Source organism: Geobacillus sp. (assembly GCF_017515625.1).
GTDB lineage: Bacteria > Bacillota > Bacilli > Bacillales > Anoxybacillaceae > Geobacillus > Geobacillus stearothermophilus.
Window position 1 is genome coordinate 1 of record NZ_JAFWFM010000127.1, and the last position, 10,594, is coordinate 10,594.

13 protein-coding genes are annotated in these 10,594 nt (G+C 53.2%); 7 read left to right on the plus strand and 6 right to left on the minus strand.

Translation table 11 applies throughout. The annotated features are described in order from the left end of the window. Window positions 1-181: 181 nt before the first annotated feature. From IKE44_RS07855 to IKE44_RS07865, 3 genes are all read left to right on the plus strand, one after another. Window positions 182-331: a hypothetical protein gene (locus IKE44_RS07855; protein WP_183084007.1), complete on the plus strand. Its 150-nt coding sequence runs from the start codon at window positions 182-184 to the stop codon at window positions 329-331. A gap of 172 nt (window positions 332-503) precedes the next feature. Further along, window positions 504-1,139 carry an FMN-dependent NADH-azoreductase gene (locus tag IKE44_RS07860; RefSeq protein WP_033015399.1) on the plus strand — a complete coding sequence of 212 codons (636 nt, stop codon included), beginning with the start codon at window positions 504-506 and terminating at the stop codon, window positions 1,137-1,139. Between the two features lie 173 nt (window positions 1,140-1,312). Next, complete coding sequence (locus tag IKE44_RS07865) at window positions 1,313-3,223, plus strand: SpoIIE family protein phosphatase (protein WP_049624171.1); 1,911 nt, start codon at window positions 1,313-1,315, stop codon at window positions 3,221-3,223. A gap of 34 nt (window positions 3,224-3,257) precedes the next feature. On the opposite strand, the gene IKE44_RS07870 is transcribed toward IKE44_RS07865, so the two are convergent. Genes IKE44_RS07870 through IKE44_RS07880 form a run of 3 tightly spaced genes read right to left on the minus strand, consistent with a single transcriptional unit; the run spans window position 3,258 to window position 4,826 of the window. Next, on the minus strand, window positions 3,258-4,031 hold the full coding sequence (locus tag IKE44_RS07870; RefSeq protein WP_033011024.1) for a sigma-70 family RNA polymerase sigma factor: 774 nt from the start codon (window positions 4,029-4,031) through the stop codon (window positions 3,258-3,260). Then, window positions 3,991-4,479: an anti-sigma B factor RsbW gene (gene rsbW, locus IKE44_RS07875; protein ID WP_049624165.1), complete on the minus strand. Its 489-nt coding sequence runs from the start codon at window positions 4,477-4,479 to the stop codon at window positions 3,991-3,993. Before rsbW ends, IKE44_RS07870 begins: the two co-directional genes overlap by 41 nt. Further along, window positions 4,476-4,826, minus strand: coding sequence for an STAS domain-containing protein (locus tag IKE44_RS07880; RefSeq protein ID WP_049624166.1), 351 nt, complete (start codon window positions 4,824-4,826; stop codon window positions 4,476-4,478). The genes rsbW and IKE44_RS07880 overlap by 4 nt, the downstream gene beginning before the upstream one ends. Window positions 4,827-5,213: 387 nt before the next feature. On the opposite strand from IKE44_RS07880, the gene IKE44_RS07885 reads away from it, so the two are divergent. From IKE44_RS07885 to IKE44_RS07895, 3 genes are all read left to right on the plus strand, one after another. Further along, a complete protein-coding gene (locus tag IKE44_RS07885) occupies window positions 5,214-5,903 on the plus strand; it encodes a uracil-DNA glycosylase (RefSeq protein ID WP_011232888.1) in 690 nt (229 codons plus the stop codon). Window positions 5,904-5,921: 18 nt separating this feature from the next. Then, the gene (locus IKE44_RS07890; RefSeq protein ID WP_049626227.1) at window positions 5,922-6,221 is read left to right on the plus strand and encodes a YwdI family protein; all 300 of its coding nucleotides are present in this window, start codon (window positions 5,922-5,924) and stop codon (window positions 6,219-6,221) included. Between the two features lie 267 nt (window positions 6,222-6,488). Continuing rightward, entirely contained in the window at window positions 6,489-6,860 is a 372-nt protein-coding gene (locus IKE44_RS07895) for a DUF423 domain-containing protein (protein ID WP_015376087.1), read from the plus strand. A gap of 195 nt (window positions 6,861-7,055) precedes the next feature. Here the strand turns inward: IKE44_RS07895 and gerQ are convergent, their stop codons facing one another. The 3 genes from gerQ to hemQ form a co-directional block, all read right to left on the minus strand. Beyond that, the gene (gene gerQ / locus IKE44_RS07900) at window positions 7,056-7,610 is read right to left on the minus strand and encodes a spore coat protein GerQ (protein ID WP_049624167.1); all 555 of its coding nucleotides are present in this window, start codon (window positions 7,608-7,610) and stop codon (window positions 7,056-7,058) included. 18 nt (window positions 7,611-7,628) lie between these two features. Continuing rightward, window positions 7,629-8,075: a cell wall hydrolase gene (locus IKE44_RS07905; RefSeq protein WP_044745349.1), complete on the minus strand. Its 447-nt coding sequence runs from the start codon at window positions 8,073-8,075 to the stop codon at window positions 7,629-7,631. A 320-nt stretch (window positions 8,076-8,395) separates the two neighbouring features. Further along, window positions 8,396-9,142, minus strand: a complete 747-nt coding sequence (hemQ, locus tag IKE44_RS07910; protein ID WP_049624168.1) for a hydrogen peroxide-dependent heme synthase — start codon at window positions 9,140-9,142, stop codon at window positions 8,396-8,398. A gap of 230 nt (window positions 9,143-9,372) precedes the next feature. Here hemQ and pta point away from each other — a divergent pair, with 230 nt between their 5' ends. Further along, complete coding sequence (gene pta / locus IKE44_RS07915) at window positions 9,373-10,353, plus strand: phosphate acetyltransferase (protein ID WP_049624169.1); 981 nt, start codon at window positions 9,373-9,375, stop codon at window positions 10,351-10,353. Window positions 10,354-10,594 lie beyond the last annotated feature (241 nt).

Genomic DNA, 10,594 nt, shown 5'->3' on the forward strand with positions numbered 1-10,594 from the left:
CTTCAAAAACAAACGAAGGGCAAATACCCGATCCATAGCCAAAGCATTCAAGCCGTATGCCATAAATATTTGAACGCCAGAGACAGCGCCAAAAAAGCCAAACAAAAAGGGCTAGATAACAAATATCCGTACAAACAGAAAGAGTATAGACGAGTTTCTGCATGGATCAAGGGGGTTCACCATGATGGAAGGGAAACCGATTTACTACGATGGAAGCGGCCATCCGCCTGGTGATGATGAAATCGTTATCAAAAGCGAACCGTTTGTGCTCACCGATGAGATACGAAAACAAATCAGCGGCAACCCGTTTGTCGTGGAACAAAGCGAGTAACATTGCCTTGGAGAAAGGCAATTTTTTTTGCGGTCAAATCGTTTGCCAAATGTGTCGGATCTTTATATAATTATCTCTTGTTGGAGATATTTGAATTCAAAATAAGTGAATGCCGCTTGAACAAAGTGCAAACACTAAAGTGCCGAGATCATCACGAAAGGGAGTATGCATTATGACAAACGTATTGTACATCACCGCCCATCCGCACGACGACACGCAGTCTTACAGCATGGCGGTCGGAAAAGCGTTTATCGACACATACAAACAAGTGCATCCGGATCATGAAGTCATTCATCTTGACTTATACAAGGAATACATTCCGGAAATCGACGTCGACGTGTTCAGCGGCTGGGGCAAACTTCGCTCCGGGAAATCGTTTGAAGAGCTGTCTGACGAAGAAAAAGCGAAAGTCGGGCGGATGAACGAGCTGTGCGAGCAGTTTATTTCCGCCGACAAATATGTATTCGTCACGCCGATGTGGAACTTTTCGTTCCCGCCGGTGTTAAAGGCGTATATTGACGCCGTGGCGGTCGCCGGCAAGACGTTTAAATATACGGAACAAGGGCCGGTCGGATTGCTTACTGATAAAAAAGCGCTCCACATTCAAGCGCGCGGCGGTTTCTACTCCGAAGGCCCGGCGGCGGAAATGGAAATGGGCCATCGGTATTTAAGCGTCATCATGCAATTTTTCGGTGTTCCGTCATTTGAAGGGTTGTTTGTCGAAGGGCATGCGGCGGTGCCGGAAAAGGCGGAAGAAATTAAAGCGAACGCCATCGCTCGGGCGAAAGACTTGGCGCACACGTTTTAACGGGAGGCCGAGTATTGCGCGGGAAATGGTTGCAAACTTGGCCTGGGAGCCTCTTCATCCGGAGAGGCTCCTTTTTTATTGGACAAACCAAACGGCCGTGACGTTCATATACGTGGCGGGGAGCCGTATGGTATAATAAGCCATATAGAATGAAGAGTGGAGGTTCCTCGTTGGTGAAGGAATACGAACGATATCGCCTGGTGCGTCTGCACAGCGCGATGGCCGTGCTGGCGGCCGGAATGTTTGGCTTGCTTCTGTTTGCGGCCAGCCGGTTGCCTGTTTCGCCCGAATTCTATCATTCTATTCATCTTGCCTTAGGGCTCGCCGTGACGGTCGTTTGCTGGCTTGTCGCCGTGCAAGGATGGTCTGTGTTTCCGCATACGTTGTCAATGGAGCGGCTGATGATGGGGGCGCTGTTTTTCTCCTCAGGCTTGTTGTTTTCGCTGCATGTTGTCTTGTCTTTTGCATCTGATGGTGTGGAAGCGTCCCCTTTTTCGCTCTCGGCCCGATTGACGCTTGCCTGGGGGCTTCTTTTTCTGTTTTCGCGCCGCGATGAGGTGATGGAGCGGAGGAGCGGGCAACGGTGGCAAGCGTTTTTCGCCGCTTTTGCTTATGCGGCGGTCGTTGGGCTATTCATCCATTGGGTAGCGCCACTTTGGCCGGGAGACGGGACAAGCCGCTGGCCGCTCTGGTGGAAGGCCGGCGAAGGGATTGCCGGTTTGCTCGATGCGGGCGCCGCTTTGCTTGTATGGCGTCGTTGGCGGCAAGGGAGTTCCCGATCCTTCCTGTACTGGCTGCTGGCGTTATGGTGGTTTGCCCTCGGCCAATGGCTGCTTATGCTTGGCGGCGGCCATGCGCTATGGGGGCAGCTGTATGAAATGACCGGATTTTTGTATGTCGTGCGTGCAATGTACGTCGAGACGGTCGAAAAACCGTACGTGGAGCTGAAACAGCACAAACAGCAGCTGGAAATGATGGCGAACGCCCTTGGCGAGGGATTGATGATGTTAAACCGCGACGGCCGGATCGTATGGATGAACCCGGAAGCGGGCCGTTTGCTTGGCCTTGATCCGGAGGAAGCGAAAGGGAAGCCGCTGTTTTCCTTTGTCTCGCTCGCCGGGCCGGATGGGTCCGCGTGGGACTGGAAGCGGCTGCGCCGTGTTGTCAAACAGCTGAAAAGCGGCGAGGTGATTCGCGTCGAGGAGGAGCCGTTTCGCCGCCATGACGGCGTGTGCCTGCCGGTCGGCTACACGCTGGCACCGGTGATGGAAAACGGTGCGCTGACAGGGCTTGTCGCCGTTTTGCGCGACATGACGGAGAAAAAAGAAAAAGATCGGCTCGAGCGCGAGAGGGAACAGCTCGACTTTGAACTGTCGCTTGCCGCGAATATGCAACGGGCGCTTTTGCAGACATCGTCGAAGGCGGATTTGCCTTCGTACGTCGATATCAGCGCCCTCAGCGTCCCTGCCCGAGTGTTGAGCGGCGATTTCTACCACTTTGCCGTCCATCAAACATCGGTCTCAGCTTGCATTGCCGATGTATCGGGAAAAGGGATTCCAGCGGCAATGCTCATGACGCTGATGAAATTTATTCTGGACCGGACCGTTCATTACGGAACGCAGCCGCACGTGTATCTTGACCTGCTGAACCGATTCGCCTACGACTACACCGAGCCGTCGATTTTTGTCACGATGTTTGTCGGCAATTACAACGAAAAGACGCATACGTTCTCGTACGCGTGCGCTGGGCACGAACCGGCGCTTTGGTACCGGGCGAAAACGAAACAATGCGTGCCGCTTCACGCGAAAGGGTGCGCGCTCGGGTTGTTTCCGCAATTTTCGTTTGAGACGAAGTCGGTAGTGCTCGAGCCGGGTGATTTTGTGCTGCTGTACACCGATGGGGTGACCGAAAAACGCGGCGAAGAGGCGGACGATGATTTTTCCGTCCTCGCCTCGATGGTTGCCCGCGTCAATTTGGACCAGCCGGCAGCGCAAATCGTCTGCGATTTGTACGAGCATATCAAGGCGTACCACCAATACGAACAAAAAGACGACCAGACGTTGTTGTTGCTCCGCCGCCGCTAATACCGCCCTAGCCGGCCGGCGGCGTTTTTGGCTGTTACGACGGGTAGGCAGCGGCCAGCTGCCGTTTCAGCTTTTCGATCGCCCGCTTTTGAATGCGGCTGATCGTCATTTGCGAGACGCCAAGCCGTTCAGCGAGCGACCGTTGCGTCTCGCCGCGGCGGAAGACGGCGTCGATGACGATTTGTTCTTGCTCGCTCAGTTTGCCGATCGCCTGCTCTAAATCCATTCGCTCGATCAGCGACTCGATTTCGTTCGCTTCATCCGCGACGAATTCACCGATCGTCGTCGCATCCTTTTCCCCGTCTTGGACCGGGGCGTCGAGCGAAATCGCCTGGTAATGGTCGCGGCCGGCTAAAATCTCGATCGTCTCTTCCACCGATAAGCCTAAATGGGCGGCAATTTCATCTATGTTCGGCGACCGCTCGAGCTTGACGGTCAGTTCGTCGATGGCTTGCTGCACTTTGCTTCCTTTCTCTTTCACCCGGCGCGGCACTTGGATATACCACGCTTTGTCGCGCAAATAGTTTTTCATATAGCCGATCAAGCTTTTCATCGCATACGATTCAAAGTTTGTTCCTTGGTTCGGGTCGTAATGGTCAAGAAGGCGCAAAAACGACAGTCGGCCGACTTGAAACAAGTCTTCGTAAAAATCAGGGCGGCTGCGCGCCATTTTTTTCGCTGCGGCCGCAATGAGCGGCTCAAAACGCACGAGCAACGCTGTCGCCGCTTCTTCCGTCTTCGTTTGTTGATAGGCGGAAATAAGGGCGTCAAGCTTGCTCTTGGACAGAGGAGGGGGATATACAGTCATGGGCATGCTCTCCTTCGCCGTGAAGGCGGAATTTCGTTAGGCGGACTTCCGTTCCGCCTTTGGTCGTGACGCGGACGTCATCCATGAGCGCTTCCATTAAAAAGAGGCCGAGGCCGCCGACTTTCACATCTTGGAGTGGCTTGCCGGACAGCGACGCCGCCTGTTTGATCGCCCGTTTGTAGTCAAACCCTTTTCCCTCATCTTTAATGACGATGGAAAGCGCATCGGCGCTCATCTTAAAACGGAGGTGAATATCGCCGCTTCTTCCGTTGTAGGCGTGAAGCACGACGTTGTTGCACGCTTCGGAGACGGCGACTTTCATATCTTCGATTTCTTCATAGGAAAATCCCATTTTGGCAGCCAGCCCGTATAACGTCAAACGCACGATGTCAAGAAACTGTGAATCGGCTGGAATCGACAGCTGTACGATCGTTTCGTGCTCTTTCATGATTGGCCTCCGATCCTTTCTGACGCATCGTTCATTTCGGAAAAAAAGTAGGATACTCCAGTTAAATCGAACAGACGCCGCACTTTCGGCGGCACGTTTTCAATGGCAAACGGCGCCCCGAGTTGATGCCGCGTTTTTAACAGCGCTACAAACATGCCGATCCCGGTGCTGTCAATATACGTTAAATCTTCGAGACGAAGAACGAGCGGTTTGGATGCATCGCCGGCGAGCGGTTCGACGGTGTGTTGAAATTGCTCGGCTGCCGCCAGGTCCAGTTCGCCTTTTATGTATACAACGTGCCGATCCGGCTGTTCGTCATGAACAAGATGGAATTGTTTCTGATCCATTTCTTTCACCCCACTGTGCGTTTGATGGATATCCCGTGTTGCGTTGGCGACGACGGTTTAGCTTGTCCGGCCTTTGGTGTTTACGCTTTCTATACCCATATTTTATACTTGTTGAAACAGGGAATGTCGAATGAAAAGGGGACATGATGATGGAAAGATGGAAACAATGGGCGAAGAGAATAAAAAAGGAGATTTTTGTCCTCTATTCCGCCTGCCGCGACCGGCGTGTTCCGGTTTGGCTGCGGCAGGGGATTGGCGCATTTCCTATTGGGGAAACAGGTTTCGCTATGGTTGCCTCAATCTGAACATTCACTTCGCTTTGACGCTGGTGTCTTTTGGGCTACAATGATAAAAGGGAAAAAGCCGATGGCAAAGGAGTTGCTCGCAATGCCGATTCTCAAAAACGACTGGGCTCCGCTGCTTGAAGAGGAGTTTCAAAAGCCGTACTACTTAAAGCTGCGCGAGTTTTTAAAAGAGGAGTACCGGACGCGGACGATCTATCCCGATATGCACGATATTTTCAACGCCCTTCATTATACACCGTATGCAAACGTCAAAGTCGTGCTGCTCGGGCAAGATCCGTACCACGGCCCGGGACAGGCGCACGGGCTTAGTTTTTCCGTCAAGCCGGGCGTGCCGGTGCCGCCGTCCTTAGCGAACATTTTTAAAGAGCTGCATGACGACCTTGGCTGCTATATACCAGATAACGGCTATCTCGTCAAATGGGCCGAGCAAGGGGTGCTGTTGTTAAACACGGTGTTGACGGTCCGCCGCGGCCAGGCGAACTCCCATCGCGGCAAAGGGTGGGAATATTTCACCGACCGCGTCATTGAGCTCGTCAACGAAAAAGACGATCCGGTCGTCTTTTTGCTTTGGGGCCGGAACGCGCAAGAGAAAAAAGAACGGATTACGAATCCGCGCCATCTGATTATTGAAGCGCCGCACCCGAGCCCGTTTTCCGCCGCGCGCGGCTTTTTCGGTCATCGCCCGTTTTCGCGGACGAACGCGTTTTTAACCAAGCACGGACGCGAACCGATCGATTGGCAAATCGAGAACATCGGCGCCCGCGCTGAATGAAGAAAGGGGGAAGATATCATGACGATCTCTTTGGCGGCGGTTGTCGCCAAAATGGAAGACGAATTGCGCAAGGCAAAGGCGGCCCATGACCTGCAGCGGATGCGTGAACATGTCGCTGCCATTCGCGTTTTATGCGATTTGATGCTGGAAACGACAGGCCAGCCGCAGCCGTCCGTTCCGTCTGTCTCGACAGAGTCGCTTGCCGTCGGCGGGCCGATTTCGGTTGCTGGCGGGCTTTCGCTTGGGGGTGTTTCTGTCGGAGGACGTTCTCCCGACATTGACGATGAGGCGAACGGGGAGTCGTTGTTGGATTTTTGAGGGGGGCAACGAAACACCGTGGAAAACGGTCTTCTCCACGGGGAATGTTGATCAACAGAACTCCGTTGAATCGCTTGCCTTTGTTTGCGCCAAAAAACAAGAAGCGGTTCACCGGCTTGGATGCGGGTCTTGCCGGTGGCGCTCCCGATTGACCGGTTCTGTCGAGTGAAATGGCTGACACCTATTCGTCATTTGTTATCGAGGAACATTTCCATTATATTAATGTAATGAGGGAAAACAATCTTTCATTAGAAAGGCGGAACAGCTATGAAAACATTCGTCCTTCTCGGCGCGCTCAATGCGTTTTTAGCCGTCGCATTGGGAGCGTTTGGCGCGCACGGGCTGGAAGGGAAGATTCCGGATCGTTATTTGGAGATTTGGAAAACGGCGGTCCAATATCAGATGTTCCACGCATTAGGGCTGCTTGTTGTCGGATTGCTCGCTGGCAAGGCGCCAAATGTCGGGCTGATCGGTGCGGCGGGCTGGGTGATGTTCGCCGGCATCGTGTTGTTTTCCGGGAGCTTGTACGTATTAAGTGTAACGCAGATTAAGCCGCTTGGCGCGATCACTCCGTTTGGCGGCGTCGCTTTTTTGGTCGCCTGGGTGATGATCGGCTATGCGGCGTTGAAATGGCTGTAAGCGAAGCGCGGGCAAGGTGTACCCCGAACAGGAAATCACGCGCCGTCCCAATCATAGAAGGCACCTTTTTTGTTTCGTTTGCCACCATGATAGACAACTGGGCGTCAGCAACTTGTGATGGACGTCGCATCGGATGAAAAAAAGCAGGCTACCCTGGGGCAGCCTGCTCATCGAACATCGGTTTTTCGCTTGCACTCAGCGCGGCGAATAGGAGGCGAGCGGCGTGGCGGAGGCACCGGCAAACGGATATTCGTAGGCGATTTCTCCTTCAAACGTGACGTAATCGAGGTAAATCATCGGGATCAAATAGCGTGTGCCTGTTTGTGGGTCGCTTAAAATGACATGGTCACGTCCAGCCGCTTCAATGACGCCGCGAAACACCTTGGCATTCCACTCACGGTTGTTTTCAAACGTCGCATAGATAGTGGCGACTTTTCCTTTGTTTAACCGTAAAATGTTTTCAATGTACGATTCTTCAATCGGCAGCATCCCTGGAATCGATGGGCCGGTGGTGGTCGGCATCGGTGTCGGGGCCGTAAACGTCGGCGCCTGCAAACCGAACGTTGGAGCGGCAGCCGCTTGCGGATAGTAATAATACGGGTACGCCGCCGGATAGTACGGCTGCGGATACGGATAGCCGTATGGATAGGATGCATACGGTTGTTGCCGTTCTTGACCGAACGGCGAATAATAAAATGATTGTTGCTCCTCATCAAGTGGATAAAATTGATTTTCTGGATTGTTCGGCATAAAGAACCCTCCTCAATATTAAGAATAGACACGTGGGCAGTCGGATGGAGTCGGTGCAAAAAAGCAATGCGATTTGTAGCGGCCGACGTTCCACTGGCCAAACCATTGCGGTGGGCACGGTTGACCTTCAGGTGGTTTAAAAAACCAAAGGGCGTTTGTCGCTGGGTGGTAGCGCCAACCGCGGAGCACTTGGCGGGCTAGGCCTATATCCAATTTTCGCGCCCGTTGGTAAAAGTATCCTTTTTGCACCGCCTCAAAGCCGCCCGGGCTTTGAAACACCATTTGCCGGATAGTGCGGATGCCGCGGAAGTCAAGGCAGTCGGCGATGACACGGTTGACGCCGACGTTGCCGACCATGAGCATCCCAAGCCGCCCGTCTCCTTCCGCTTCGGCTCGCATGAGCCGAGCCAACAACTTCACTTCCTCTTCTGTGTGGGCTACAATGGAGGGAGCGATCTGACCCATATCGTCACCTCAGTCGTTGTGAATTTCGACAGTAATAGGCTATTGATGGAACAGGAAAATGGTGACAGACAGACAGGCGATTTCTCGGAGGAATTTCTGATTTATATGTATGGGGCAGTTGGGCTGGATATGACAGAAACAGGGGGGGTTGACCAAAAAGGGAAACCCGTTGCGCAAGAAAGACCCGTAACATGATGTGCAAAGGGATGACGGCGGAAGAAATCGCTCGTTTGGCTGACCTTTCAGGGGGAGGAGCTCGCCGGTTGCTTGAAGAACAGGAAAATAAGCGAAGGGCCCTGCCGCGTTTGGGCCCCTCTTTTCTATACATGGAAGAACGAAGGAACTTTTTCCACCGACAAGCGAGTGCCGACGAAAAATGAACCAAACTCGCCAAAGCGGGCGCTCACTTCATCAAAGCGCATTTCATAGACGAGCTTTTTGAACTGGAGTGCATCATCTGAAAACAAGGTGACGCCCCATTCAAAATCATCCAAGCCGACGGAGCCGGTGATGATTTGCGTCACTTTGCCGGCGTATTTTCGGCCGGTCATGCCGTGGGCGCGCATGAGTTCGCGCCGCTGTTCCATCGACAACATGTACCAGTTGTCGTTGCCTTGGCGCCGCTTGTCCATCGGATAGAAGCAAATGTAGTTCGTTTTCGGCAAAATTGGATACAAACGGCGGCGCACCTCTGGAATTTGGTACGGATCTTCGCTGCCGGACGCCAAGTAGTTGCTCAACTCCACGACCGAAACGTACGAATACGCAGGTAATAAATAGTCGGCGAGTTTCGTTTTGTTAAGCGCTGTTTCGATTTCATGCAGCTCATCCAGCGTCGGCCGCAAAATCATGAACAAAATATCGGCTTTTTGCCCGACGATCGTGTAGACGGCATGGCTTCCTTGCTTCTCGCTTTCCGTCGTCTCCCATTGGTCGATAAGCGCTAAAAACTCACTGATCGCTGCCTCGCGCTCTTCGTTTGGAAGTGTTTTCCACGCGCTCCAGTCGATCGTGCGGAAATCGTGCAAACAATACCAACCGTCCAACGTTTGGGCCGCTTCGCTCATCATCGTCACTCCTTTATTCAATCAATTGTACAGTACCACTATATCATAGTTTGGCCAAAAAAGCGGCTATCAGCGCATCAAAGTGGAAGTAGACTGAATTGTGGCAAAAGGTGAATTATTTGTTGTGAAGGCTTACCTGCGTTGCGTTTCTGGCGAGAAGCGGTATGCTTAATGTAGAGAAAGGCTGATGCCTGGAGACAGGCGGGCCAACCGTGAAGGAGGCATGAATCGTGACAACCGATTTATTTACGGCATTAAAAGCGAAAGTAACCGGTACGGCTCGAAAAATCGTGTTTCCCGAGGGAACCGATGACCGCATCTTAACGGCGGCGAGCCGTTTGGCGACGGAGCAAGTGCTTCAGCCGATCGTCCTTGGCGATGAGCAAGCGATAAGGGTGAAAGCAGCTGCGCTTGGCTTGCCGCTTGAAGGGGTGGAGATTGTCAACCCGCGCCGCTACGGCGGGTTTGATGAGCTAGTTTCGGCGTTTGTGGAGCGGCGCAAAGGGAAAGTGACAGAAGAAACGGCGCGCGAGTTGCTTTTCGATGAAAACTATTTCGGTACGATGCTCGTTTATATGGGAGCGGCCGACGGCCTCGTCAGCGGGGCGGCACATTCGACGGCGGATACGGTCCGACCAGCCTTGCAAATCATTAAAACGAAGCCAGGCGTTGGCAAAACGTCCGGCGTGTTCATCATGGTGCGCGGCGACGAAAAATATGTGTTTGCCGATTGCGCCATCAACATTGCTCCTAACAGTCAAGATTTGGCTGAAATCGCGGTCGAGAGCGCCCGGACGGCCAAAATGTTCGGCCTTAAGCCGCGCGTAGCGCTGTTAAGCTTTTCCACGAAAGGGTCGGCCTCGTCGCCGGAGACGGAAAAAGTCGTTGAGGCGGTGCGGTTGGCGAAAGAAATGGCGCCGGATCTGATCCTTGACGGTGAGTTTCAATTTGACGCCGCGTTTGTGCCAGAGGTGGCGAAAAAGAAAGCGCCGGACTCGGTCATTCAAGGGGACGCAAATGTCTTTATTTTCCCGAGCCTTGAGGCGGGCAACATCGGCTACAAAATCGCCCAGCGCCTTGGCGGCTTTGAAGCGGTCGGCCCGATTTTGCAAGGGCTGAACAAGCCGGTCAACGACCTATCGCGCGGCTGCAGCGCCGAAGACGCCTACAAGCTCGCGCTCATCACCGCGGCGCAGTCGCTTGGGGAGTAAAGAGGCGGCGAACTGAGCAAGAGGAGTCGGAACCGGTTCGTTTTGCCAAAGAATGGGCGATCTCTTGTTTCATGCATGGATTCGTGTCAAAGAAGGCGGCTGGCTGCTGTTTAGCCGCTTTCTTTTTTAACAACCCATACGCCGCAAGTCCCCCGCCTCTAAGCGAAGCGTAGGCGGGGGATACGCGGCGTCCTTTTTTTACTTTTGATCAAAAAAGTAAAAAAATGGGAGAATCGATGAA

Excerpts from the sequence above, each read along its gene's own strand:
- IKE44_RS07895 (WP_015376087.1), top strand. The coding sequence starts at position 6,489 with ATGAAAACATTCGTCCTTCTCGGCGCGCTCAATGCGTTTTTAGCCGTC.
- gerQ (WP_049624167.1), bottom strand. The coding sequence starts at position 7,610 with ATGCCGAACAATCCAGAAAATCAATTTTATCCACTTGATGAGGAGCAA.
- IKE44_RS07870 (WP_033011024.1), bottom strand. The coding sequence starts at position 4,031 with ATGACTGTATATCCCCCTCCTCTGTCCAAGAGCAAGCTTGACGCCCTT.
- IKE44_RS07880 (WP_049624166.1), bottom strand. The coding sequence starts at position 4,826 with ATGGATCAGAAACAATTCCATCTTGTTCATGACGAACAGCCGGATCGG.
- IKE44_RS07890 (WP_049626227.1), top strand. The coding sequence starts at position 5,922 with ATGACGATCTCTTTGGCGGCGGTTGTCGCCAAAATGGAAGACGAATTG.
- hemQ (WP_049624168.1), bottom strand. The coding sequence starts at position 9,142 with ATGAGCGAAGCGGCCCAAACGTTGGACGGTTGGTATTGTTTGCACGAT.
- rsbW (WP_049624165.1), bottom strand. The coding sequence starts at position 4,479 with ATGAAAGAGCACGAAACGATCGTACAGCTGTCGATTCCAGCCGATTCA.
- IKE44_RS07860 (WP_033015399.1), top strand. The coding sequence starts at position 504 with ATGACAAACGTATTGTACATCACCGCCCATCCGCACGACGACACGCAG.
- IKE44_RS07885 (WP_011232888.1), top strand. The coding sequence starts at position 5,214 with ATGCCGATTCTCAAAAACGACTGGGCTCCGCTGCTTGAAGAGGAGTTT.
- IKE44_RS07855 (WP_183084007.1), top strand. The coding sequence starts at position 182 with ATGATGGAAGGGAAACCGATTTACTACGATGGAAGCGGCCATCCGCCT.
- IKE44_RS07905 (WP_044745349.1), bottom strand. The coding sequence starts at position 8,075 with ATGGGTCAGATCGCTCCCTCCATTGTAGCCCACACAGAAGAGGAAGTG.